The organism is Thiomicrorhabdus sp. Kp2 (genome assembly GCF_000478585.1).
In the GTDB taxonomy this organism is placed as follows: domain Bacteria; phylum Pseudomonadota; class Gammaproteobacteria; order Thiomicrospirales; family Thiomicrospiraceae; genus Thiomicrorhabdus.
In genome coordinates this window covers 1,004,192-1,029,033 of the sequence record NZ_ARWI01000001.1, presented here as the reverse complement: position 1 = coordinate 1,029,033, position 24,842 = coordinate 1,004,192, and the positions used below count along the sequence as shown (strand labels likewise).

General features: G+C 40.3%; 20 protein-coding genes and 2 pseudogenes. 14 read left to right on the top strand and 8 right to left on the bottom strand.

The annotated features are described in order from the left end of the window. Positions 1–77: 77 nt before the first annotated feature. Positions 78–350: a sulfurtransferase TusA family protein gene (locus A379_RS04925; RefSeq protein ID WP_040726250.1), complete on the bottom strand. Its 273-nt coding sequence runs from the start codon at positions 348–350 to the stop codon at positions 78–80. Between the two features lie 235 nt (positions 351–585). On the opposite strand from A379_RS04925, the gene glyQ reads away from it, so the two are divergent. The 7 genes from glyQ (at position 586) to A379_RS04890 (ending at position 7,331) form a co-directional block, all read left to right on the top strand. After that, positions 586–1,515 (top strand): glycine--tRNA ligase subunit alpha, encoded by a 930-nt coding sequence (glyQ, locus tag A379_RS04920; RefSeq protein WP_040726249.1) that lies wholly within the window; start codon positions 586–588, stop codon positions 1,513–1,515. Then, positions 1,515–3,587 carry a glycine--tRNA ligase subunit beta gene (glyS, locus tag A379_RS04915; RefSeq protein WP_040726246.1) on the top strand — a complete coding sequence of 691 codons (2,073 nt, stop codon included), beginning with the start codon at positions 1,515–1,517 and terminating at the stop codon, positions 3,585–3,587. Before glyQ ends, glyS begins: the two co-directional genes overlap by 1 nt. Positions 3,588–3,722: 135 nt before the next feature. Then, positions 3,723–4,256: a D-glycero-beta-D-manno-heptose 1,7-bisphosphate 7-phosphatase gene (gene gmhB / locus A379_RS04910; protein WP_040726244.1), complete on the top strand. Its 534-nt coding sequence runs from the start codon at positions 3,723–3,725 to the stop codon at positions 4,254–4,256. Then, on the top strand, positions 4,253–5,008 hold the full coding sequence (locus A379_RS04905) for a 1-acyl-sn-glycerol-3-phosphate acyltransferase (protein ID WP_081696339.1): 756 nt from the start codon (positions 4,253–4,255) through the stop codon (positions 5,006–5,008). Before gmhB ends, A379_RS04905 begins: the two co-directional genes overlap by 4 nt. 63 nt (positions 5,009–5,071) lie before the next feature. Beyond that, positions 5,072–5,833: a motility protein A gene (locus tag A379_RS04900; RefSeq protein ID WP_232744817.1), complete on the top strand. Its 762-nt coding sequence runs from the start codon at positions 5,072–5,074 to the stop codon at positions 5,831–5,833. Between the two features lie 11 nt (positions 5,834–5,844). Further along, positions 5,845–6,651: an OmpA family protein gene (locus A379_RS04895; protein WP_081696338.1), complete on the top strand. Its 807-nt coding sequence runs from the start codon at positions 5,845–5,847 to the stop codon at positions 6,649–6,651. Next, complete coding sequence (locus A379_RS04890; RefSeq protein ID WP_040726242.1) at positions 6,648–7,331, top strand: OmpA family protein; 684 nt, start codon at positions 6,648–6,650, stop codon at positions 7,329–7,331. The genes A379_RS04895 and A379_RS04890 overlap by 4 nt, the downstream gene beginning before the upstream one ends. A 52-nt stretch (positions 7,332–7,383) precedes the next feature. Here the strand turns inward: A379_RS04890 and ung are convergent, their stop codons facing one another. Then, the gene (gene ung / locus A379_RS04885) at positions 7,384–8,076 is read right to left on the bottom strand and encodes a uracil-DNA glycosylase (RefSeq protein WP_232744816.1); all 693 of its coding nucleotides are present in this window, start codon (positions 8,074–8,076) and stop codon (positions 7,384–7,386) included. A gap of 25 nt (positions 8,077–8,101) precedes the next feature. Further along, a complete protein-coding gene (gene pdxH, locus A379_RS04880) occupies positions 8,102–8,767 on the bottom strand; it encodes a pyridoxamine 5'-phosphate oxidase (RefSeq protein ID WP_040726240.1) in 666 nt (221 codons plus the stop codon). Positions 8,768–8,870: 103 nt separating this feature from the next. Here pdxH and parE point away from each other — a divergent pair, with 103 nt between their 5' ends. Further along, the gene (gene parE, locus A379_RS04875) at positions 8,871–10,757 is read left to right on the top strand and encodes a DNA topoisomerase IV subunit B (protein WP_040726236.1); all 1,887 of its coding nucleotides are present in this window, start codon (positions 8,871–8,873) and stop codon (positions 10,755–10,757) included. Between the two features lie 198 nt (positions 10,758–10,955). After that, the gene (locus A379_RS04870) at positions 10,956–12,338 is read left to right on the top strand and encodes a TniQ family protein (protein ID WP_157832344.1); all 1,383 of its coding nucleotides are present in this window, start codon (positions 10,956–10,958) and stop codon (positions 12,336–12,338) included. A 207-nt stretch (positions 12,339–12,545) separates the two neighbouring features. Here A379_RS04870 and A379_RS04865 read toward each other — a convergent pair whose 3' ends face one another. The 3 genes and pseudogenes from A379_RS04865 to A379_RS04850 all read right to left on the bottom strand — a co-directional run bounded on the left by A379_RS04865 (position 12,546) and on the right by A379_RS04850 (position 15,026). Then, a complete protein-coding gene (locus A379_RS04865) occupies positions 12,546–12,989 on the bottom strand; it encodes a hypothetical protein (RefSeq protein WP_040726232.1) in 444 nt (147 codons plus the stop codon). 63 nt (positions 12,990–13,052) lie between these two features. Beyond that, positions 13,053–14,048: pseudogene (locus A379_RS04860) on the bottom strand (integrase core domain-containing protein). 342 nt (positions 14,049–14,390) lie between these two features. After that, complete coding sequence (locus tag A379_RS04850) at positions 14,391–15,026, bottom strand: TetR/AcrR family transcriptional regulator (RefSeq protein WP_051145013.1); 636 nt, start codon at positions 15,024–15,026, stop codon at positions 14,391–14,393. A gap of 263 nt (positions 15,027–15,289) precedes the next feature. On the opposite strand from A379_RS04850, the gene A379_RS04845 reads away from it, so the two are divergent. From A379_RS04845 to A379_RS04825, 5 genes are all read left to right on the top strand, one after another. Further along, positions 15,290–16,771, top strand: a complete 1,482-nt coding sequence (locus A379_RS04845; protein WP_051145012.1) for an efflux transporter outer membrane subunit — start codon at positions 15,290–15,292, stop codon at positions 16,769–16,771. Positions 16,772–16,776: 5 nt separating this feature from the next. Next, positions 16,777–17,850 (top strand): HlyD family secretion protein, encoded by a 1,074-nt coding sequence (locus tag A379_RS04840; protein ID WP_040726231.1) that lies wholly within the window; start codon positions 16,777–16,779, stop codon positions 17,848–17,850. 2 nt (positions 17,851–17,852) lie between these two features. Then, positions 17,853–20,603: a ribosome-associated ATPase/putative transporter RbbA gene (gene rbbA, locus A379_RS04835; protein ID WP_040726228.1), complete on the top strand. Its 2,751-nt coding sequence runs from the start codon at positions 17,853–17,855 to the stop codon at positions 20,601–20,603. Then, the gene (locus A379_RS04830; protein ID WP_198525693.1) at positions 20,599–21,729 is read left to right on the top strand and encodes an ABC transporter permease; all 1,131 of its coding nucleotides are present in this window, start codon (positions 20,599–20,601) and stop codon (positions 21,727–21,729) included. Before rbbA ends, A379_RS04830 begins: the two co-directional genes overlap by 5 nt. A 98-nt stretch (positions 21,730–21,827) precedes the next feature. Further along, a complete protein-coding gene (locus A379_RS04825) occupies positions 21,828–22,847 on the top strand; it encodes a lipid A deacylase LpxR family protein (protein ID WP_040726226.1) in 1,020 nt (339 codons plus the stop codon). Between the two features lie 40 nt (positions 22,848–22,887). Here A379_RS04825 and A379_RS12920 read toward each other — a convergent pair. Both A379_RS12920 and A379_RS04820 read right to left on the bottom strand, forming a co-directional pair. Beyond that, positions 22,888–23,073: pseudogene (locus A379_RS12920) on the bottom strand (IS3 family transposase); the annotation flags it as partial. Between the two features lie 307 nt (positions 23,074–23,380). Further along, positions 23,381–24,838, bottom strand: coding sequence for a TniQ family protein (locus A379_RS04820; RefSeq protein WP_040726224.1), 1,458 nt, complete (start codon positions 24,836–24,838; stop codon positions 23,381–23,383). Positions 24,839–24,842 lie beyond the last annotated feature (4 nt).

Genomic DNA, 24,842 nt, shown 5'->3' with positions numbered 1-24,842 from the left:
GGTTATTAGTTTTTATTATAACCAGATAAGAACTTTCTTGGTAAGTGCGTATCAAGCTTCTTAACACTATTTTAAGCTTATTGTGTTTGATTTTGAAGGGCTCCTTGCACTTTAACCGTAATTTCACAGCCATATTCACTGTTTTTTACCTCAAGAATTTCATGTTTGTTCACTTTACACCAGCTGCCGATGTCTTTTTCAGCACCAGGATCCGTGCAAGCAATGAGAATCAAACTACCAGGCCTGGTAACTCTTGCTTGTTGCTGTAGTTTAATAACTGGCATGGGGCACTTTAAGCCTTTTGCATCGACAAAAATAGGGGTGGCATCTGTTGTCTCTAATTGACTCATTGTTAATCTTCTCCATTTTTAATAAAAAAGTCCATTTTCACCGATTTTTGGCCATTTTTAGAGGCGTAAAATGCGTTATAATCAGCAGAATTTTCCAAACAAAATCTTGTTTGTAATGTATTTGATTTTACAATGAATCGCATCATTTTAAACAGAGAGTTTTTCACGCGTCAGAGACAAAAGAGAAACTCCCATAGATTAAAAGACAAAGATTTTCTTTAAAGAGGTTTAGACTGTGTCGGCACAAGCAGCAACAGATATTCGCACATTTCAGGGGCTAATTCAGTCTCTTCAAGCCTACTGGGCAGAACAAGGTTGTGTGGTTATGCAACCCTATGATAATGAAATGGGGGCAGGAACCTTCCACCCATCCACATTCTTAAGATCTATTGGCCCAGAGCCATGGCGTGCGGCCTATGTTCAGCCTTGTCGTCGTCCTACTGATGGTCGTTACGGTGAAAACCCAAACCGCTTACAGCACTATTACCAATTTCAAGTTATGCTCAAGCCATCACCTGATAATATTCAAGAACTCTATTTAGAATCGCTAAAAGTGATGGGGGTTGACCCGCTTGAACACGATATTCGTTTTGTAGAAGATAACTGGGAATCCCCCACTTTAGGTGCCTGGGGGCTAGGTTGGGAAGTTTGGATGAACGGTATGGAAGTCACCCAGTTCACTTATTTTCAACAGGTTGGTGGGTTAGAGTGCCGACCAGTAACAGGTGAAATCACTTATGGTCTTGAACGAATCGCCATGTATCTGCAAGGTGTAGACTCTGTATATGACTTAGTTTGGGTCGATGGCCCAGGCGGTAAAGTGACTTACGGTGATGTTTTTCACCAAAACGAAGTGGAAATGTCGACTTATAATTTTGAAAAAGCCGATACTGCGATTTTGTTCCGCACTTTTGATGAGTGTGAACAAATCTTTGCCAAGTTAGTTGAAGATAAATTGCCTTTGCCTGCTTACGAACAGGTATTAAAAGCCTCACATGCCTTCAATATGTTAGATGCTCGTCACGCCATTAGTGTGACAGAGCGGGCTCGTTTTATCGGTCGAGTGCGCACTATGGCAAAACAGATTGCCGAATCCTATTATGAGGGGCGTGAAGCTTTAGGTTTTCCGTTGGTAAAAGACACAGCTACTCAGGAGGCTAAATAATGAGCGTTAATACTGAAACATTTTTAGTCGAAATTGGTACCGAAGAACTGCCACCAAAAGCCCTTAATAAACTGGCTAACGCATTTGCCGCAGGCATTGAAGCAGGCCTGCAAGAAGCCGAACTAAGCTACGGTGACGTTACAATTTACGCCGCCCCACGTCGTTTAGCGGTAATGATTGATGCTATGCAGTTAAAGCAAGCCGATAAAATTGTTGAGCGCAAAGGGCCAGCTAAAAAAGCTGGTTTTGATGCCGATGGCAATCCAACTAAAGCCTTACAAGGTTTTGCCCGTGGTTGTGGCGCAACCGTGGCCGATTTAATTGAAATTGAGACCGATAAAGGTACCTGGATGGCCTACAACCTTGAACAAAAAGGGTTGCCAGCCACAGAACTTTTAGGTGATATTGTTAATCAATCTTTAGCCAAATTGCCGATTCCAAAACGTATGCGTTGGGGGAGTTCTGATGTTGAATTCGTAAGACCCGTTCACTGGGCGTTAATGATGTTGGGTAGTGAAGTTGTTCCAGCCACAATTCTTGGGCATCAAACCTCCAATACAACAAAAGGTCACCGTTTTCATGCACCACGCCTGCTCACTATTTCAAAACCAGAAGAGTACGTGACTAAGCTTGAAACAGAAGGTTATGTATTAGCCGACTTTGCTAAACGTTCAGCACGCATTAAAAAACAAGTAACTGAAGCCGCTCAGCAAGCGGGTGGTAATGCAGTGATTGATGCCGATTTATTAGAAGAAGTTACCGCACTGAACGAATGGCCAACGGCCGTAGTAGGAGAGTTTGATGTGACTTTCTTATCGGTGCCTTCTGAAGCGTTAGTTTCTGCGATGGCAGGGCATCAAAAATATTTCCATATGTTAGACAGTGATGGCAAGTTAATGGCTAACTTCATTACCATTAGTAATATTGAAAGCTCCAATCCTGCTTCGGTGAAATACGGTAATGAGCGTGTTATTCGCCCACGTTTGGCGGATGCTAAATTCTTCTGGGATCAAGACCGTAAAAATCCATTAGATGATTTTTTACCGCGTTTAAAAACCGTAGTCTTTCAACAGCAGTTAGGTACTTTATTTGACAAGGTTGAAAGACTGGAAACTCTAGCGGTCAAAATTGGTAAACCGTTAGGGGTTGATGGGGCTTTGTGTGAAAGAGCCGCTCGTTTATCAAAATGCGACTTAATGTCTGAAATGGTGGGTGAATTCCCAGACCTTCAAGGTGTAATGGGGCGTTACTATGCCACCGCACAAAATGAAAATACCCAAGTCGCTGAAGCGATTGATGCGCAGTATCAGCCACGTTTTGCGGGTGATAATTTACCAGAATCAGGTGTGGCACAAGCCTTAGCCATTGCTGATAAGCTAGATACCATTACGGGTATTTACGGTGTAGGGCAAATCCCTACAGGTGACAAAGACCCATTTGCTTTACGCCGTGCCGCCTTAGGGTTGTTGCGCATTATGATTGAAAAGAATCTAGACTTAGATTTACGGTTATTGATTCAATTCAGCTTAGAACTGCATGAAAAAGTTCAAGTAAATGAAAAGTTAATTGACGATATTTACGACTTTATTGTCAGTCGTTTACGCGCCTATTATGCCGATCAAGGTATTTCTGCCGAGCAGTTTGAAGCGGTGCGTGTTTGTCGTCCAGCTCACCCAATTGATTTTGCTAAACGAATTGCCGCGGTTAAGCAATTTAGTGAAATGGATGGAGCAGAGAGTTTAAGTGCCGCCAATAAACGTATTAGCAATATCCTCAAGAAGGTAGAAACGCCAATTTCTGAGACGGTGAATACTGTATTGTTTACTGAGCAAGCGGAAACAAATCTATGGAATGCATTGGATGATTTACGTGAAACGGTCAGTGATTATATTGCTGGGCGTGACTATGTTACCGCTATTTCAGAATTGTCGAGCATTCGTGGTGCGGTAGATACCTTCTTTGATGATGTAATGGTTATGGCTGATGATGAAGCGGTTAAACAAAACCGTTTAGCTCTTTTAAATCAGATTTATCAACTTTTCTTGCTGGTTGCAGATATTTCACGCCTTTAAGGGTTTGAACATCTGTTTAAAGCTAGCGAGTGATTGATTTACATAGCTGAATAAAAACTCCCGCTTTTGCGGGAGTTTTTATATTGGCAACACAGTAAAGATTGAGTGAATTTTAGAAAAAGAATAAGGTTAGAAATGACTAAAATTATTGTTTTGGACCGAGATGGCGTCATTAACGAAGATTCGGATGATTTTATAAAATCTGCAGAAGAGTGGTTACCTGTACCAGGTAGTATTGAGGCCATAAAACGCTTAAAAAAAGCAGGCTGGATGGTGGCGGTGGCCACCAATCAGTCGGGTATTAAACGCGGTTATTATTCACGCCAAACATTAAGTGAAATGCATCTAAAGTTGGTTGATATGCTTGAGGGTGAAAAAATTGATTGGATTAGTTATGCACCTTATCTCTCCGAGGATAAATCACCTGCAAGAAAACCAGGTACAGGCATGTTTAAGGCCATTGAAAAACGCTTTAATTGTTCACTAAAGAATGCGCCTATGGTTGGTGATACGCTTGCTGACGTTAAGGTTGCTAAAGCGATGGGGATGCAAGCTATTTTAGTGAAGACGGGTAAAGGCGAGCGCACTTTGGCGAGCCAGGATGAGGTGTTAAATGGTGTGGTTGTTTATCAAGATTTAAATGAAGTTGTGGAGGCTTTATTAGCATGAAAATCATCTGGTTTTTACGTTCGGTATTATTTTCAATAGGGCAGATTACAACGCTGATTTTGTTTTCCGTTCTAGGGCAGTTTACGCGTCCGTTCTCATTTGCAACACGCTATGCCTTTATGCACTATTGGGCGCGTTTTTGTGTAACTTGGGTAGGCTGGACTTGTGGTGTTAAATATCGCGTTCATGGTGCTGAAAATATCAATAGAGAGACTGCTGGCTTAATCCTTGCTAGACATGAATCGGCATGGGAAACCTTTGCCTTTCAGGCGATTTTCCCTCGTCACGCTTATGTTTTAAAAAGAGAATTGCTGAAAGTACCGTTTTTTGGATGGGGTATGGCGTTGCTAAACCCAATCGCGATTGATCGAGGTGCTGGTAGAAAGGCGTTAAACCAATTGGTGACCGAAGGTAAAGAGCGTTTAGCACAGGGTGATTGGGTCGTGGTGTTCCCAGAAGGAACGCGAATGCCAGCAGGTGAATTAGGCAAAATTAACATTGGCGGAGCCATGTTAGCCTCTAAAGCCAAAGTGCCTGTCTATTTAGTGGCGCATAATGCGGGTGAATTTTGGCCAAAAAATAGTTTTATAAAAAGACCAGGGTGCATTGATGTGTATATCAGTGAACCGTTAAATACGGCAGAAATGTCCGCTTCTGAAATTAATCAACAGGTAGAGAGTTGGTTGAGTCAACACTTATCCTCTTCAGCACAAGAGCTTGCTGATGAGAAAGAGGAGATTCGCCACAATTAATCAATGAGTAAATTCGCGACAATACTAGGCTTGTTCATTGGCTCAATTATTTTGATATTGAGCATGATTGATTACCAGCAAGGTCAATTTATCTACGCTTTTTTAAACTGGCAGGGGTTGGTCTTGGTATTGGGTGGTACTTTTGCCGCCGTTTTGATTAATTATCCATTCAGCCAAGTTGGCTGTGTCTTTAAAGGGCTTGGAAAAGTCCTCACTTCAGAGCTATCTGGTTATAGCGATGTCATTGAAGAGATGGTGCGTCTAAGCCATATCTCAAAGCAAAAAGGTTTATTGGCGGTTGAAAATCAAATCGATTCAATTGATGATCGTTTTTTTCGTTTTGCGCTTACAGAAATGCTGGTTTATCACGATGTAGCGGTGTTAAATCAGAGCCTCGAAAACCGCCTTGTTAATATGCGATTGAGACACCTTTCTTGCCAAGAAGTGTATGGCAATATGGCCTCATATGCGCCTGCGTTTGGAATGATGGGAACGGTGATGGGGTTGATTATTATGATGACAACCCAAGTAACCGATACGGGTAATCCGTATGGCGCTGAAGCCCAAGATATGCTGGGCAGTTTGTTGAGTGGAATGGGTTTGGCTCTAGTCACGACTTTCTATGGTGTGCTGTTTTCTAACCTGGTGTTTTTACCGATTGCAGGTAAGTTAAAGGTGTTAACTGAGGCTGAGGTTTTACGTAATGAGATGATTATTCAAGGTGTTTTAGCTCTTAAAAGATCGGAGTCGACCTTATTAGTCAAAGAGCAGTTGTTGGCATTTGTAAATGAAAAAACCAAACAAAAACTCGAATCATTAAAGTAAAGCGAGTTTATATGTCTTTACTTTTAATCTCGCTCTTCAATAAATCAAAGTCATCCAAAACAAAGTTACCAGGCCTGGTAGGTTTCGACAACCCTGAAACCCAACAAATAAAACGTAACCGTTTATGGTTGCTGACCTATATTTCACTTTTTACCTCTTTGTTAGCCTTCTTTATTTTAATCATTAGTTTGGTTGAGCTTGAAGGCTCAACCCCCAAACGTAACTATCAAAAACTCGTTAAAAAACTCAATCAAGAAGTGGTCTTTCAATTAAATAAACAAGGCGTGAGTTGGTTAAATATTGAGCACAGCTTAACCAAAGGTGTACGTTTAAGCCTACCATCGGATTTGATTGCTAATAGCTCTTTATTTGAATCAGCTCGAGCCAAAATTAACCCCCGTTACTTACCATATTTACAGAGTATTTCTGACCTTTTATTGTCGTTAGACTTAGGCCATTTTACTGAGCGTCATGCCAAGTTAATCAGGGGTATAGAGACAAATGGTGCCAAAGTTCATTTTTTAATTCGCATTGAGGGTCATACCGATTCCTTTTCGCTTGCCCCTACGGCTCGATTTAGGAACAATGTTGAACTCAGCACCTATCGCGCCTACGCCATGATGGAGTGGTTACGAATTCATACGGGTTTACCTAAATCAAGTTTTGCAATTTCTGGTTATGGGAGTTTTCACCCAATTACCCAAGATCCTACTGAACCACAAAACCGACGTATTGAAATCTACTTGCTCCCATTAATTAAAGATGCGGCAGAATTGAATGGTGAGAGTACCAGTCGTGAGATAGGTGATGCACAATGAATATGGTGCTGGAGCGTGCTAAATCGGCCTGGTTACTGGCTTTTGGTGATGTGGTAACGTTGTTAATTACCTTTTTTATTATGACGATTGCCATGAATAAGGGCGAGATTAGCAAAATAGAAAAGTGGGTTGATTTGCAAATTACTGAAAGTTATCAGGTGCTAGAAAATGAAGCGAAAAAGCAGAAGCTAGAAGTCATAACGGTAAAACGAACCGCCAGAGGTGTGTTATTAACCATTCAGAGTGATAACGCCTTTCAAAGTGGCCAATTTTCGCCAACCCCTCAATTACAAACAGAGCTCAGGGTCATCAGTAAATTGTTGGCTAAAACGCCATTGCTTAATATTGAGCAATCAGAGGATAACCGTCTGGTTATTCAAAAAGCTAACGAAGAGGGGTTGATTTGGCATTCTGAAATTGTAATAGAAGGCCATACCGATAACGATCACATTGATCCACGTTCCAGATTGCGGAATAACTTCTTTTTAAGTACCTTACGAGCACAAGCGGTTATGGAAGCTCTGTATGAACAAAGCGGGTTGCCAGCCAGCCTGTTTTCGGTATCGGGCTATGGAGAGTGGCATCCAATTGTTGCCAATGATACCGAGCAAGATAAAAGATTAAATAGACGGGTAAATATCTTAATTAGAGCTAATTTTCAAAATAACCAGGCCTGGTAGGTTGTAAAGAGTTCTGTTTCTCTCAATAAGCAAGGCCCTCTAGGGCATTTATTTAAGGTAGTTGCCAGTGTATAGCCGTTTTTTTGTGTTCAACCAAATAGTGATTGGTTTTAGAAAAAGGTTTACTACCAAAAAAACCGCGATAAGCTGAAAGCGGTGAGGGGTGGGGGCTTTCTATAACAAGATGTTTGTTTCTATCAATCATTTTGCCTTTTTTCTGTGCATAAGCCCCCCAAAGAATAAAGACTGTGTGTTCTGTGTGCTCATTGAGTGTTTGAATGACTTTATCGGTAAAACGTTCCCAGCCTCTGTTTTGATGCGCATTGGTTTTGCCAGCCTCAACCGTTAATACTGCGTTAAGCAGTAATACGCCTTGTTCAGCCCAAGGTTGCAAATAGCCAGTGTGTTGATTGTTAACCCCTACATCGTCTGCAAGCTCTTTATTAATATTTAAGAGCGATTTGGGTAGAGGTTTGACCTCGGGTTGAACAGAAAAGCACAACCCATGCGCGTGGCCAATCGTCGGATAAGGGTCTTGCCCAATAATCACCACCTTGACGGACTCTAATGGTGTGCTATTGAGCGCATTGAACCATTGGTCGCCTTTAGGTAATATCGTTTTGCCTACGGCTTTTTCATTTTGTAAAAATGCTTTAAGCGATTGCATATATGGTAAGTTAAACTCATTTTCCAAATAGGGCAACCAGCTTGAATCAAGTTGTATTTTACTATCGCTATTTATCACTTTAGTTTATCCAGCTTTATCTTTTTTATGGTGCTAAACGTTCAATTAACCAGGCCTGGTGATTTGAATCCGAATGTTTTTCTTCTAGGATAAAAATAAAACGGTCATGCAGTCTATTTGGGCGTCCTTGCCAAAATTCAAATCGATTAGGAACTAAACGATAACCACCCCAGTGCTCAGGGCAAGGCACTTCAAGATGTTCATGTTCGGCTTTTTGAATCTCGTAATTCATCTCAAGGGTTTTACGCCCTGGTACAATCATGCTTTGGCTGGAGCTCGCTGCGGCTAATTGACTGTCTCTAGGACGAGAGTGAAAATACGCTTCAGACTGCTCTCTTGAGACTTTTTCTAATAGACCTTCAATACGAATTTGACGATCCATTTGTGGCCAAAAAAACAGTAGACTTGCATGGGGGTTATTTTCAATTTGCTGGCCTTTGGCGCTATCGTAATGGCTGTAAAAAACAAAGCCATTCTCATCAATTTCTTTGAGCAGAACAACACGGCTATGCGGTTGGCCTTTGCTGTCTACCGTGGCGATAGACATGGCGGTTGGGTCAATAATTTTCTCCTCTACCGCTTCATCCATCCAGTGTGAAAATTGAATGAAAGGGTCAAGTGAAAGCGCTTCTCTTGATAGTTGTTTAAAGTCGTAATCACGACGTTCTTGATGGTAGTCTCGATTTGGCATAATAATGTGATATCATTTTGAATTAATTATTGAGAGCTTTGCCAGAGTATCTATCTCGTGTAACGCTCTCTTTCTCACCATTTTATCACCAGGAATTTTCTCTGTGAGTGAAAACTACAACGCATCTGAAATAGAAGTCTTAACCGGTTTAGATCCAGTCCGAAAACGCCCAGGGATGTATACCGACACCACCCGCCCCAATCACCTTGCCCAAGAAGTAATTGATAACAGTGTCGATGAAGCTTTAGCAGGTTTTGCTGATGAAATCACTGTGGTGCATCATGCTGATGGCTCAATGAGCATTCAAGACAATGGCCGTGGTATGCCCGTTGATATTCACCCAGAAGAGGGCGTACCTGGCGTAGAAGTGATTATGACTCGCTTGCATGCGGGGGGTAAGTTCTCTAATAAAGCGTATCAATTCTCAGGTGGTTTACACGGGGTGGGTATTTCAGTTGTGAATGCCTTGTCTAAAAAAGTTGAAATTCAAATTAAGCGTGACGGCAAATTACATGCGATTAGTTTTGCCAATGGGGATTTACTCGAGCCGTTAGAAGTGACTGGCAAGGTTGGTAAAAAGAATACGGGAACCTATGTGCGTTTTTGGCCAGATGCGTCGTTTTTTGATTCGCCTAAATATGCACTGGGGCGTTTAACGCACTTATTGCGAGCCAAAGCCGTGTTAAGCCCAGGGTTAAAAATCACCTTTAGCGATGAAACGACCAATGAAACCACGGAATGGTTTTATGAGAACGGTTTAAAAGATTACTTAAATGACGCCTTGGATGGTCAAGATAGACTGCCACTTGAAGGTTTTATTGGTGCAAGCCAAACTGATAATGAAGGCGTTGAGTGGGCCATTACTTGGTTAGTGGAGCCTAATGAAAGCCTAATGGAAAGCTATGTAAACCTTATACCAACACCACAAGGTGGAACTCATGTAAATGGTTTACGAGCGGGGGCGACCGATGCGATTAGAGAGTTTTGTGAGTTCAGAAATCTGATTCCTCGTGGCGTGAAAATCACTCCAGAAGATGCTTGGTTGAATGTGGCGTTTGTGCTTTCGGCTAAAGTGCGAGAACCGCAGTTTGCAGGGCAAACCAAAGAGCGTTTATCGTCACGAGAATGTGTGCCGTTTATCTCGGGTGTGGTAAAAGATGCTCTAAGTCTTTGGTTAAATCAGCATACTGAAGTCGCTGAAAAAATTGCTGAACTGGTGATTAATAACGCCACCAATCGTAGCCGAAAAGCCAAAAAAGTCACTCGTAAAAAGATAACCTCAGGCCCTGCGCTACCAGGTAAATTGGCTGACTGTACTGAAACCGATTTAACGCGTACCGAGCTGTTTTTGGTTGAGGGTGACTCAGCTGGGGGCTCTGCAAAACAAGCCCGAGATAAGAATTTTCAGGCAATTATGCCGTTACGTGGGAAAATCTTAAATACTTGGGAAGTGGAAGCAGGCCAAGTCTTAGCCTCGCAAGAAATTCACGATATTAGCGTCGCCATTGGGGTTGATCCAGGCTCAGATGATTTAAGTGGTTTGCGTTACGGTAAAATTTGTATTTTGGCCGATGCCGATTCTGATGGATTGCATATCGCCACCTTAATTTGTGCCCTGTTTGTAAAACACTTTGCCAACTTAGTGGCAGAAGGGCATATTTATGTAGCCATGCCTCCGCTTTACCGAGTAGATGTGGGAAAAAAAGTTTTTTACGCCTTAGATGAGGCTGAGCGCCAAGGTATTTTAGACCGCATAGAAGCTGAAAAAATGCCTGGTAAAATTTCAGTTACTCGATTCAAAGGGTTGGGTGAAATGAACCCTCCACAATTAAGAGAGACCACCATGCTCCCAGAAACGCGTCGTTTAGTTCAGCTAAACCTGGAAGGCCCCGAGGACGTAAATGAAATTATGGATAAGCTGTTAGCTAAAAAACGTGCAGGTGATCGTAAAATTTGGCTAGAAGACAAAGGTGATTTGGCCGAAGTTTGATTACTGATGATGTCATCATAAAAATATAATTTATGGGATGTAAGTTATTGTTATCTTGTTTTTTTGTCACTAAAAATATAATTTTTTATCATCATAAAAGTATATGTTCTTGCTGGTGTTTGGTTTGTAACCTTGTTTTTTGAATATCGGCATTCTGAAATTTTATGTCGCTTCAAATTCAATAAATAAATTTTAAGAATGTCCTATATACCAATACTGCTATTTAATGATGAGCAAAAAATAAATGAGTCTTTGACTGATTATGTAAATAGAATTGCCTTTCAAAACTGTTTTGATAGCTCAGAGTCAATGATTAATGCTTTTTTAAACATAGATGAATTCAAAACAGCTTTTGTAAGATTACAAGGTGAAATGAGGAGAGGCGAGTCAATTCCTTCTTTTGGGCTGATAGGTTCAAATCAGGGGGATTTATATAGAAAAAGATTTTCGTTTAAGAAACGCAGTTTTAGTTGGGATGATCTTAAATTATTTATTGAGCTGGCAACTACAAAAAGAATTAAGCCTAATTCCTTTCCTCGAAAAGATTACTCTCACTCTCAATTTCGTTTGACCAATTGTAAAGGTTCTTTAAAAAGAAAGATTTGTTTGAAGTGTTGGGAAAACGATAGCTATATCAGATTTTATTGGAATTTTGAGAATTACAACTATTGCCATCATCATAAGTGCATGATGATTGACTACGATGTTGAAAAAGCATTAATTGTAGATGATCAGCCAAGTCGAGAGAGATCTATATTTATTGAAAACCTATTTGATTGGTTGGATGAAAATCATGGTCAAGATTTAAATTTTAACTTTATTGAGAAAGAAATATTTCAATTTCAACAAGATTTTTTGCTGGCTGATTTTTTAGATGAGTTTTTTAATCTTGTATTTTCGATTTCTTTGAAATTTCAAGCTGTTGATGATTTATTGCGAAGTTGTCAGCTAGTGAATAAGTCTCCTGATGAGCGAATCAAAATAATTGTTTCTAAGCTTTCTTCTGGAGATAAAAAAATAGAAGATAAAATATGGTGTTTGTTTGTATATTTGTATTTTATTGATTCCAGTGATTATGTTGATGATTATCAATATTGTTATTTTGCCAAATTATTTAGCTTTGCTAGAAGTGTAAATCTTACTTATTACCGGGAATATCTCTGGAGGATAGTTTTTAAGTCAGAATTGTTCCTTGGTCTAGTTGTGTTTGTTAGAGAACGTCATTTTAGGCTATTTGAAATCGAATACTTAAAGTTCAATGATGAATTGAATATACCAGTCTATAATGAAGTAAAACGCTTGAATTTAGATAGCCAGGATATCGAATTTTTATTTTCTTTGGAGTGCTTTAAATTCTTAGCGCAGTCTGAAATTTATTTGAATGTTGATGAACTACTTGAAAAGTCGCCTAAAGGTGAGGTCAGAACCGATTTTTTTTGGTTTAAACCTATACCTGAAGAGACAAGGTTACTAGAAAAGGTAGTTGTTAAAGTGATGGAGAGAATGGTCGCCAATATTTTTATTAAAATGTCGAGAGATGAAATTTATTTACCGGAAAAACTCTATATGAGAAGGTATTGAAAATAAAGTGAAAAAATCTGAACGCACTCCTCTTTCTACCTGAGTTAATCTGGAAAAGTCATGATTTAATCGTTGTAATCGTTAGTTCTAACGGTCGAAAATCTTGATTAACGCTCTCAGTTACTCCACTAATTTTTTAAACCAATTTTCTAGCAAGTTAATTTGAACGAACTCTGTTGGAGTTTCATATGGCGTTGCACACATCCACTAGTAGGTATCTTTGCTTGCATAAAGTTCGCGAACTTCCTCTAGCGTTTTTGTGGTTGGATTAGGCCATTTTAAAAGACTCCTTATAGTTTCAACGTTCGAGGCTAAAAATTGTCTTCGTTTGGCGATTTTGCATAAATGACTTTTGCCTCTAGACTGGTCGAACATTTTATCTCTGAGCCTTCTTGAGTCTTTAAAGCTGAATGGTGGTTGTATGTACTTACACTCAATCGTTAGCCATAAATTCTTTTCTGGACAGTAGGCTAAAACATCATAATCGCCTACACCATCAAATCCTTCTTTTGGGAAGCGTCTTTTAAAATCAATACCTGAAATGCAATGTGTAGCAAAGCGTGATGTTATCTTATAAGCTAAATTTTCTAATTTTTTCTCTAAGAGTTCTTTAATCTCTCTAAGCGCATTATCGATTGTTGGCGAATTCATATCAAAAGGCAAGGCAATATAACTGTAATCCCCCCATTTTTAACCGCTGTTAAAAGTAGAGAGTTAAGCCGCGTCTAGTAAATACCTTGGCGGCACACGACCAATCGCTGAATTAGGTCGTTCGTTATTGTATGTCCAAAGCCATTCTGTGGCCAGATATTGAGCATGTTCAATCGTTTCAAACAGGTGTAGCGCCAACCACTCATGCCGCACCGTTCGATTAAATCGTTCAACATAGGCGTTCTGTCTTGGCTTGCCGGGTTGAGTATACATCAAGGTGATTTGTTGAGTATTTGCCCAATCAATCAGTGCCTGACTGACATATTCTGGACCATTATCACAATGTATGGCAGCTGGCTTTCCTCGCCACTCAATCACCTGTTCTAAAGAGCGGATTACGCGTTGACTCGGCATAGAGAAGTCAACATCAATACATAGTCCTTCACGATTGGAACACTCAAAGCATCGGGTTTATAACGCTTAAGCCGACGTTTAGGTTTAATCCGTAAATTAAGCTCCAATGCACGGTAAACTCGGTAAACCCGTTTATGATTCCATTCAAACTTTTTGACGTTGCGCAGGTGGTCAAAACATAATCCGAATCCCCAACCTTTTTGGGCGGTGGTTAAATGCAATAGCCAGTCGGCAATGACGGCATTTTCATTGGCTAGCTTGGGTTGGTGGCGATAGCAGGTTTGGCTAATGCCGAAAATGTTACATGCAAGGCGAATGCTGATTCTTCTGTGTGCAACCACATTCTGCGCCATCTCTTTTCGTAAAGATGGCGTTACCACTTTCCCTCAAGAGCTTCCTGACGAATCTGGGATTTTAGGCACTCTTCGGCATACATCTTTTTAAGCCGACGGTTTTCATCTTTAAGCTCTTTTAGACGCTTAATCATGGCGGTATCCTATCCATACCGCCGTATTTAGAGCGCCATTTGTAAAAAGTAGCGCTACTGATACCGTGTTCGCGGCATAGATCGGGAACCTTAATCCCAGCTTCATTTTGTTTCAAAATCGCCATGATTTGGCTGTCTGTAAATTTTGATGTTTTCATGCAGAATCTCCTGCTTTTAGTTTACGAGAAAATTCTACTTTTGACTTCGGTTATTTTTCGGGGGGATTACACTTCAATGACGTCTGCTTTAAGTTTTGGGTCGTATTTTCTGCGGCTCACCTACTTACTCCTTTTGATGATTATAATTTATCATCTAGGTACTGAATAGTGTATCCACTCCAGCTTGATTTATGGAATCGAACACGGTATCTGGTTGTTTGTTCATGGAAAAGATCTAAACCTTATGCCAACTAAGTCTACTTTTTCATATGCAATCATTTTAGATGAATTTAGTTGCCTAGGACGTCTCGATCCTAATCTAGCAGGCTTTGTGTGGAAAAGTTATCCACCACTTAATATGTGACAAATAAGTGCCTTATGATCACGACGACTCTCCTCAAGGGTATTGTCGGTATTTGAACCGAGAATTAGTTGCATAACAACTGCATGAACAACAGGAGAAATAATCAACCAAGGACTTTGAGAAAAAATGCTCTCTTTACAAATACCTTTTTCAATACATCCGTTTAATAAGGTTTCTATGGATTTTGTTACCTGATCTAAATAATCCACTTTCCATTTTTTAACAATGTGTGGTACTCGTTCACTTTCGGCAATAAGTAAACGAATGATTGCCATTTTTGATTTATCTATTAGTGATTTATAAAGTTCATCAACAAATTGCTCAGCGAGTTCACTCGTGGAATGTGATTCCGCAAGAATCCGTTCCACATCTAAATTCACAGGTCGTAACTTTTGAACTAGCAATATCTCAAAGATCTGATCTTTACTCTCGAAATGCGTATAAAAACCACCTTTAGAAAGTTTTGCTCTCTTGGCTATGTCATCAACACGCGTGGCAGAATATCCTTTAGCTGAGAACTCTATTAAGGCAGAATCCAAAAGCTGCTGAATACGCACATCAGAAGGTAAACGAACTCGGGAGATGCGCTTGCTGTTTAAAGTGGAATTAGTCATAAATTAGGTACAAGTCATAAAAGGATGATAGGTAGAAATTACTGCGTGCGAGATAATACCACACATGCAGCAATCTTATTATCAACAACCTTCCAAACACTCTCTCCCTGTTAGTCTTATAAAAGTTTCATAAAAATTTCACAAAAATACACTTGTTAAATACCGACCAGTCGGTATATTATGAAACAAATGACATGCGCTTTACAGATATTTTTCAAAGCGTCAGTAAGATTATCGAATTATAAACTCTATGGGTGGCATGAATGTTCAGCCGTTTTTTTAAAAAAAGTTTTCGTAGCAACACAACCGTTCAGGTTTTATGTACATCTGTAGTTGTGCTCTTATCAGGCTGTACCTCTTTAGCGCCCGAATATGAAACACCTGAAGCACCTATTCCAGATTCCTATGCCCAGCAACCTCAAGACAATCATAAAGTTATATTGACTGAAGAAATTGCAAACAGCAGTTGGCGTGAATACTTTACCGATCCTGCATTACAAAACTTAATAGCTGACACTTTGCAAGAAAACCGCGACTTAAAACTAGCTACTTTGCGCGTTCAAGAATACCAAGCCATGTATGGCATTCAACATGCGAACCGATTTCCACATATCGCCGCCAGTGCTAATGTTTCTCGATCGCTAACACCGTATGATCTTAATGTGACAGGCACGAACCTAGACTCCACAAAATATCAACTGGTGGCAAACTTAAGTGTATGGGAAATTGACTTTTGGGGGCGTGTTCAGAGTCTCGAAGAAGCGGCATTAGAAAATTATCTCTCACAAGAAAGTACTCAAAAGTCCTTTCAAATCGCATTGATTGCTCAAGTCGTTAATGGTTATTTAAGTCTACGTGAATTGGATCAACGTTTAGCGTTAACGGATAAAACGATTGAAACGCGCCAAGAATCGTATCGTATTTTTAAACGTCGATATGAAATCGGAGCCATTTCAGAGCTTGATTTAACACAGGTTGAAACTCTGCTAACACAAGCAAAAGCGCTTAACATTCAATTAGAGCAGTTACGAGATATACAGTTACAGAACCTAACATTTCTAGTTGGCAAACCAATCAATTTGAAAACTGAAACTCGTTATTTTGATGATATGCTTCCTTTTCAAGCGCTTGAGCCCGGTTTACCTTCTCGCCTATTAACCAATCGTCCAGACATTGTTAGTGCTGAACATATATTGCGTTCAGCGACGGCAAATATCGGTGCAGCTAGAGCTGCGTTTTTCCCGAATATAACCTTAACAGGCTATGCAGGTACAGCCAGTGCTGAACTGTCAGGTTTATTCAAGTCTGACAGCACTACATGGGGATTTGTACCGCAAATTACTCTGCCTATTTTTACCGCGGGTAAAAACCAAGCAAATTTAGATATTGCCACCATTCGTCGCAATCAAGCGATCGCTAATTATGAAAAAACCATACAAAATGCATTTAGGGAAGTGTCTAGTGCTCTTACAAATCAAAAGTGGCTAACCCAGCAGCTTGAAATGCAGACTCATATCTTGGCCATACAAAAAAGACGATCTCATTTAGCTCAACTCCGTTATGAGAATGGTGCAACGCCTTATTTAGAAGTGCTTGATGCTCAACGTGATTTATTAGCCTCAGAACAAGCATTTGTACAGGCAAAGCGTACTTTATATTCTAACCAAGTCAGTCTTTATACTGCACTGGGCGGTGATACCACAGCCACTAAAGACATTACACCTATTCAAACTGAGGGACAGTAATACTCATGAATGCTTCAAATATAAAAACATTGGTAAAAGTTTTACTACTCTTGGCTGTTGCTGCCATAGCCTGGTATGTTTGGAACCAACTAGAAAACAGTCATAAGACACCAGGCCTGGTTAATGGTAACGGCCGTATTGAAGCGGTAGAAATTGATATTGCAACCAAATTAGGTGGTCGAATTGACCAGATTTTGGTTGATGAAGGGCAGTTTGTGCAAGCGGGTCAAATTTTAGCTTCCATGCAAACGGATGTACTCAATGCCCAGTTGGCGGAAGCACAAGCTCAGTACAATCGAGCAGTAAATGGTGTTTTGAGTGCAGAAGCTTATGTTGCTGTACGAAACAGTGATGTGGCTGCTGCAAAAGCCGTTGTCATACAAAGAGAATCGGAATTAGATGCCGCCAAGAGGCGTTTAGCGCGTTCTGAGGTGTTAGCACGGGAAAAGGCTTCTTCTGCCCAAGAATTAGATGATAACCGTGCACAAGTTAGAAGTGCCTCTGCGGCTGTCGCGGCGGCTAAGGCTCAAGTCGCGGCGGCCAACGCAGCTGTATCAGCAGCGCAAGCTCAAGTAGTGGGCGCACAATCAGAAATAAAAGCGGTAGAAGCAACCATCGCCCGTATTCAAGCTGATATTGATGACAGCTTATTGAAGTCTCCTAGAACTGGGCGAGTACAGTACCGTATTGCCCAACCTGGAGAAGTGACTTCACCAGGTGGAAAGCTATTAAGCTTGGTTGATTTAAGTGATGTTTATATGACATTCTTTATTCCCGAAGAAATTGCTGGGCGTATTGCTATCGGTGCGGAAGTACGAATTGTTTTAGACGCCGCTCCTAACTATGTTATTCCAGCAAAAATTTCTTTTGTAGACAGTACGGCACAATTTACACCTAAAACGGTTGAGACTGAAAAAGAGCGTCAAAAGTTAATGTTTCGTGTAAAAGCAAAAATAGACCCGGAACTGCTTGAAAAACATTTGGAAAAGGTCAAAACAGGCTTGCCTGGATTAGCGTGGATAAAAGTAGACTCTCAGGTCGAATGGCCAGAAAACTTGCATATTAATGTACCGAATTAGATATGAACATCTCTTCTGAGCCTACTCAACCTATTGTTCGCCTTAAAGGCGTTTCTCTAAAGTATGGTAAAAACCTTGCTCTGGATAATATTAATTTAGATATTTCAGCAGGAAAAATGATTGGGTTCATTGGTCCTGATGGCGTCGGTAAATCCAGCTTATTATCTCTAATCTCTGGTGCTCGTGCGGTACAAAGCGGTTCGCTTGAAGTTCTTGCAGGAGACATGAAAAGTCAAACTCACCGCAGTGAAGTTTGCCCTGAAATTGCTTATATGCCCCAGGGATTAGGAAAAAACCTCTACCCAACCTTATCCGTTGAAGAAAACCTGCAATTTTTTGGACGTTTGTTTGGGCATGATGAACATGAGCGTAGAAAACGTATTGATGAACTTACCCGTCGTACTGGGCTTTTCCCGTTCTTAGATCGTCCAGTGGGTAAACTATCTGGGGGGATGAAGCAGAAGTTAGGCTTATGTTGTGCCCTAATTCACGACCCTCAACTCTTGATTTTAGATGAACCCACTACAGGAGTGGATCCGCTTGCTCGTGCTCAGTTTTGGGATTTAATCGATCATATTCGTGCTCATCAAAAAGAGATGAGCGTTTTGGTCGCAACCGCTTATATGGATGAGGCTCAAAGATTTGACAGTCTAGTTGTCATGGATGAGGGCCAAATTTTGGCTGCCGACACACCTGAAGCCCTGTTTTTAAAAACCAATACCACCTCTTTGGAAGCGGCTTTTATCGCACTGCTACCTGAAGAAAAACGTCGTGAACATCAGCCAATTGATATTCCGCCAATTGATGTGAATGAAAAGCATGATGTTGCTATTGAAGCAAAAGATTTAACGATGAAGTTTGGCGATTTTACCGCCGTTAATCATGTGGATTTTTGTATTCAAAAAGGTGAAATTTTTGGATTTTTGGGCTCCAATGGTTGTGGTAAGTCAACGACGATGAAAATGCTCACGGGGTTACTTTCTGCTACTGAAGGTGAGGCTTGGTTATTTGGTAAAAAGGTCGATGCAAAAGATATGGCGACTCGCCGTCGTGTAGGTTATATGTCACAAGCTTTTTCTCTGTATAGCGAGTTAACAGTTGAACAAAATCTCGTGCTACACGCTAGGTTATTCCATGTTCCTGAAGCTGAAATCCCCGCAAGAGTAACGGAGATGGTGCAACGTTTTAGCCTGCAAGAATCCCTTAACAATCTACCAATGAGTTTGCCGCTTGGAATTAGACAGCGACTCTCATTAGCGGTTGCTATGGTTCATAAACCAGAGTTGCTTATTTTGGATGAACCAACTTCAGGGGTTGACCCGGTAGCAAGAGATAATTTCTGGCGCTTAATGATTAATTTAGCGCGTGAAGATAAAGTCACCATCTTTATTTCGACTCACTTTATGAATGAGGCTGCACGTTGTGATCGTATTTCACTGATGCATGCTGGTAATGTCCTGATCAGTGAACGTCCGGCAGAAATCGTCAGATTAAAACAAGCTGAAAACTTAGAACAGGCATTTATTCAGTATTTAAAAGGCTCTGATCAAAGCACCGTTATCGAAGAGGTTTCTGAAGTTCCTATTGAATCGGTTGATTCGAAAACGACCCAACCCCCTAAGCAAAAACTGTTTAGTTTTGACCGTGCTTTAAGTTACTCCTGGCGGGAAACGCTTGAATTGATGCGTGATCCATTGAGATTAACCATGGCTTTGTTAGGTTCGGTCATTCTAATGGTTGTATTAGGTTTTGGGATTAGTTTAGATGTTGAAGACTTAAATTATGCAGTGCTTGATAGAGACCAGACAATTTTAAGCCAAGACTATGCCCTTAACCTATCAGGTTCGCGTTACTTCACTGAACAAGCGCCTCTTAAAAATTATGAAGATATTGATCGTAGAATGCGCAGTGGTGAAATTGCTTTAGCGATTGAAATTCCGCCAGGATTCGCACGCGACTTAAAACGAGGAAATCACGTTGAAATTGGGGCTTGGATTGATGGTGCTATGCCTATGCGTGCCGAAACCGTTAACGGTTATGTTCAAGGGATGCATCAAAATTGGATGGCTTATCAGGCCAGAGTGCATTACGGACAGTCCCTAAATGGAGCGGTTTCGATTCAGTCACGCTATCGTTATAACCCGGATATAGAAAGCCTGCCTGCGATGGTTCCAGTGGTGGTTCCCTTGTTAATGTTAATGTTACCCGCTATGCTCACTGCACTGTCGGTCGTGCGAGAAAAAGAGCTTGGTTCAATTATCAACTTGTATGTTACGCCCGTGACAAGAACGGAGTTTATATTAGGCAAACAGTTACCTTATGTTGTATTGGCAATGGTTAATTATTTATTATTGATTTTACTCTCTGTTACTGTCTTTGACGTTCCTGTTACAGGCAGTGTTTTCACCCTGATTATCGCTGGTTTCTTATTTATTATTATCTCTACCGGCATGGGCTTATTCGCCTCAAGTTTCACTAAAAGCCAAATCGCTGCTATCGTTTTATCCATGATTGGCACCATTATTCCAGCCGTTCAGTACTCTGGTTTGATTGATCCAATTTCATCGATGGAAGGCGTTGGTAAATCTGTAGGAGAGTTCTACCCTGCGACCTATATGTTTGAGATTAGCCGCGGTGTATTTAGTAAGGCATTAAGTTTCAGCGATCTGTATCAGTCGTTCTGGCCTCTGTTGTTGGCAATCCCTATTATTTTAGGATTGACGGTAATCTTACTACGTAAGCAGGAGCATTAAGATGCGTAAGCTGGCAAATATATTTCGTTTGGGGATAAAGGAGTTGTGGAGTCTGTTTCGCGACCCTATCATGATGGTGCTCATTTTTTATATGTTCTCTATTATGGTTTTTACAGCGGCTACCGCAAAGCCTGAAACACTTAATAAAGCACCGATTGGCATCGTAGATGAAGATCGATCGCAGCTCTCTGGTCGCATTGTTGCCGCTTTCTTTCCTCCTAAGTTTGAAGCGCCAAGCATGCTCGATATTCATGAGATTGACAGAGGTTTAGATACAGGAAAATACACTTTTGTTATTAATATTCCGCCCAACTTTCAGAAAGATGTTTTAGCGGGAAAACAACCTGAAATTCAGTTGAATATTGATGCCACTCGAATGACACAGGCTTTTAGTGGGAATAACTATATACAGCAGATTATCAATGGTGAGGTTAATGAATTCCTGCAAGGATTCCGTTCTGCACAGACGGCGATAGTGGGTTTGGCAAGTAGAATTCGCTTTAATCCAAACTTAGAAGCGTCATGGTTTGGTTCATTGATGCAGATTATTGATAATGTTACATTACTCTCCATTGCGCTTACTGGGGCGGCACTTATTAGAGAAAGAGAGCATGGAACCATTGAGCACCTACTGGTTATGCCCGTTACTCCTGTGGAAATTATGGTGGCTAAAGTATGGTCTATGGCTTTGGTGGTTTTGGTTGCTACAGCATTATCTTTAAATTTTGTTGTGCAAGGAGCAATTGGAGTCCCTATTGAAGGTTCGATTCTCTTATTTTTAGCGGGTGCGACCCTACACCTATTTGCCACAACCTCAATGGGGATCTTTCTCGCTACATTGACACGTAGCATGCCGCAATTTGGCATACTTGCAATCCTCATACTCCTCCCGCTACAAGTTCTTTCAGGAGGGATTACCCCAAAAGAAAGCATGCCCGAATTTATTCAAAATATTATGTTTTTCGCTCCAACAACCCACTTTGTTGAACTCAGCCAAGCCATTTTATATCGAGGTGCAGGGTTTGAAGTCGTATGGCCACAATTTTTAATGTTAATGGTACTGGGTAGCGCACTGTTTATCTTTTCATTGATGCGTTTTAGAAAAACCATCAGTATGATGGCTTAATCTTATTGTGATCCTTTTATTTGGTCACAATAGCACCTTCATTAATCAAACGTAGAATATTAGTTGATATGTTAATTTAGATATTGGATCAAAATATAATGCAAATATCCCGTTCAATTTCCTGCGTTAGTCTCTCTCATATTGTAATCTCATGTGTTCTGATAATATATTCTTCATCGAGTTTTGCTAAAGGCTTGGAGCCGAAAGGCATTTTTAGCTTTGTTCTAGAAAACGATGTTTTTTATGGCAAAGATCAAGATTACACCAATGGGGTGAAATTTATCTGGATACCAGATGAAAACACTCATACTCCAGAATGGGCACTAAATTCTGCTCGTTTGATTCCTTGGTTTCCTCAGACAGGCAGGACTCAACATGGTTATGCCTTTGGGCAAAGTATGTTTACACCTAGCGATATCACTATTGTAGACCCACCTGAAGGAGAACGACCTTATGCTGGTTGGCTTTATGCCGCAATCGGTTTGGCTTCAGAAAATAATCAACAGTTAGATCAGGTCTCTCTTATGATTGGTGTAATCGGTCCTGCATCTTTAGCTCAAGAAACTCAGACACTTGTGCACGACGTAATAGGTTCAGATAAACCTATGGGGTGGGATACGCAATTAAGTAACGAGCTAGGAGTTGTACTAAGCCATAAGCATAGTTGGCGTGAATTTTTATCTTATGATCTTCTGCATAATAAAATAGACCTAAGTCCATATATTGGATCCACTTTGGGTAATGTCTTCACCTATGCCAATGCAGGGTTAACCTTTAGATATGGAAAAAATTTGCCTAATGATTATGGCCCCCCGCGCCTGCAGCCAGGAATGCCAAATAGCGCCGATTTTTCTTTAGCTTCTTCACATGTCGGTTGGTATCTGTTTGCAGGATTTGAGGGTCGGGCGATTGCACGTAATATTTTTTTAGATGGCAATAGCTTCGTCAGCAGTCGAAGCGTTGAAAAATTCCCGTTTGTAGGTGATATTCAATTTGGTTTTGTTGTTGACTGGAAAAATATGAGGCTGAGCTATACGCATTTGTTGCGTACTGAAGAGTATAAAACGCAACAGAGTAATAATGATTTTGGCGCTTTAACCGTTGGGATCAAGTTCTAAGTCCATGCGATTTTATTGTGAGTGAATCGCCACTAAAACCTTAGACACTTTTTAGCCGTTCATTAAATCTTTTTTCAAACTCAACTGGTGACAGCTGATTATTCCAGCCATGACGGCGTTTTGCATTGTAGAGCATTTCAATATAATCAAAAATATCTTGTCGGGCTAAATCACGAGTTAAATAGACTTTTCGTTTGATTCGTTCTCTTTTTAACAACTCCAAGAAAATGGATTATTGTCAGGATTTGGAGTGAATTTAATCTGCCAGAAATCTGTAGTAGCATCAGGTCGTTCAAATATAATGTCATCTATGCCTGTAGTTGATTTATCTAAATCGGCTTCAATCTGAGCTCTCTCATAGCGAGAAGGAGAGTTTAACTATTCGGAAAGAAGCAATACTCCTTGCAATGTTTGGAATGCATACCCTGAATATGTGATGGCGGTATTCTTAATTTTCATTGCTATAACTGTTTTAGGTAAAGATTTAAGTTATTGTACTTATATTTTTATTTTTGTGTGGTATTTGGCTTGTTTTATGGCTTGTAGATTATGAATTGATGTAGTCCGTAAGGATTTTCTTGATCCGAATGAAATTTATAAGCTATTTGCTGTTTCAGCATCATGCATAGAGTGTCTTCGTAACTGTTTCCCAGCTTGAGAAAACCTTGAAAGCTGTAGCATTTTGTAGGGTTGTTTTTAGAGTAGGCGTTACGTTTTAACTTATTGATTAAATTAATAGTCTTTTTCTTATCAATAAGCCAATCTCGATTTTGTTCAGATGGTGTCATTACCACAGCAATAATTTTGCGTGATATTAGTCTCTTCAGTGTTGTTTTGGATATATTTAACTTATCGCAGGCTTGTTGAAAACTCCAGTTGTTTGATACGGTTTTAAGGTGTTGCTCTATTTCTATACGTTCGTAATATTTTTTCCCTTTAAATTCATATTCTGTAAGAATCCCGATTTGAGCTAGGTGAGATATTTTAGGTGTTCGACAGTTCAATAGTTTGCAGGCTTCCATGATACTAAGTTGTTGCTTTTCAGAGCTTTTAATCGATATTCTTTTTAATCTGCTTTCGTTTAGTGCTGTAGGCCAGTTTGATAATAAATATCGTTCAAACGCTTCTTTAATTCGTTCAATCCCTTTGTTTTCTCGTTGGAGATGTAATTGGTCATGAAGTGTTCTGAAATGTTTTCGGATGCCCTGAGACTCCAAATCAGTCATCGGTTTGCTAGCGAAATTTGATAGTAGTTCGTGGAATTGGTCAGGCCATTTTTTAATAAGTGGATAGGCTTTTTGGTATTGAGAAGCAATGGAGATATTATTCTGAGTCATCAGCAGTGATTCTACCTCTGCTTTAGCCTGAAAGTGAGCTATAAAATTTAATATGCTCAGGCACTCATTCGCAGTTAGTCCTTTGAAAAGAACAGGATTGGTTTTACATCTTGCAGATGGATTATCTACAAATCGTTCAAAGAGTTTGCTGAGTTCAATTAAAGCTGTTGGGGCTTTTATGATATTTTCGATTGGTTTTTTATGGTCATAAAGGGCTAAATAAGGACGATACCAGCTAAGCATTCGACCGTTATTATTGGAGTCAATAAGCATTATGTTGTGTTTAGTGCATGCTGTTACAGGAAGTAGGTTCCATGACTCTTTCGCATAGCCGTTTTCTTTGAGACATAACGGGCATACTTTTGGATGCTTTGAGAGTATTTTGGGTGTATCTGTTTTTTTGCGAAATAAATCATGAAATTCAGATAACTTAGTCTTACCAATAGGCTCTAATCCAAGTTGCGAAAGTAGCGTGTCTACGTCAACTTTTCCAGAAAGAATGGTGGGAATTGGTAAACGGCTATTTTTCCAGTGCAAATCTGTATGGTTTAAAAGATGACTGACTCTTCTGAAGCCGTTATTTTCGGCCGTTCTGATGAGGTAGCTTGCAACGCATTCATCAGGTTTTCTCGAATCTGAAAATAAGAGTTTCATAGCT

Excerpts from the sequence above, each read along its gene's own strand:
- A379_RS04925 (WP_040726250.1), bottom strand. The coding sequence starts at position 350 with ATGAGTCAATTAGAGACAACAGATGCCACCCCTATTTTTGTCGATGCA.
- gmhB (WP_040726244.1), top strand. The coding sequence starts at position 3,723 with ATGACTAAAATTATTGTTTTGGACCGAGATGGCGTCATTAACGAAGAT.
- A379_RS04840 (WP_040726231.1), top strand. The coding sequence starts at position 16,777 with ATGAATGCTTCAAATATAAAAACATTGGTAAAAGTTTTACTACTCTTG.
- A379_RS04905 (WP_081696339.1), top strand. The coding sequence starts at position 4,253 with ATGAAAATCATCTGGTTTTTACGTTCGGTATTATTTTCAATAGGGCAG.
- A379_RS04870 (WP_157832344.1), top strand. The coding sequence starts at position 10,956 with ATGTCCTATATACCAATACTGCTATTTAATGATGAGCAAAAAATAAAT.
- A379_RS04850 (WP_051145013.1), bottom strand. The coding sequence starts at position 15,026 with ATGACTAATTCCACTTTAAACAGCAAGCGCATCTCCCGAGTTCGTTTA.
- A379_RS04895 (WP_081696338.1), top strand. The coding sequence starts at position 5,845 with ATGTCTTTACTTTTAATCTCGCTCTTCAATAAATCAAAGTCATCCAAA.
- glyS (WP_040726246.1), top strand. The coding sequence starts at position 1,515 with ATGAGCGTTAATACTGAAACATTTTTAGTCGAAATTGGTACCGAAGAA.
- A379_RS04890 (WP_040726242.1), top strand. The coding sequence starts at position 6,648 with ATGAATATGGTGCTGGAGCGTGCTAAATCGGCCTGGTTACTGGCTTTT.
- rbbA (WP_040726228.1), top strand. The coding sequence starts at position 17,853 with ATGAACATCTCTTCTGAGCCTACTCAACCTATTGTTCGCCTTAAAGGC.
- A379_RS04825 (WP_040726226.1), top strand. The coding sequence starts at position 21,828 with ATGCAAATATCCCGTTCAATTTCCTGCGTTAGTCTCTCTCATATTGTA.
- A379_RS04820 (WP_040726224.1), bottom strand. The coding sequence starts at position 24,838 with ATGAAACTCTTATTTTCAGATTCGAGAAAACCTGATGAATGCGTTGCA.
- A379_RS04845 (WP_051145012.1), top strand. The coding sequence starts at position 15,290 with ATGTTCAGCCGTTTTTTTAAAAAAAGTTTTCGTAGCAACACAACCGTT.
- A379_RS04865 (WP_040726232.1), bottom strand. The coding sequence starts at position 12,989 with ATGAATTCGCCAACAATCGATAATGCGCTTAGAGAGATTAAAGAACTC.
- pdxH (WP_040726240.1), bottom strand. The coding sequence starts at position 8,767 with ATGCCAAATCGAGACTACCATCAAGAACGTCGTGATTACGACTTTAAA.
- A379_RS04900 (WP_232744817.1), top strand. The coding sequence starts at position 5,072 with ATGATTGATTACCAGCAAGGTCAATTTATCTACGCTTTTTTAAACTGG.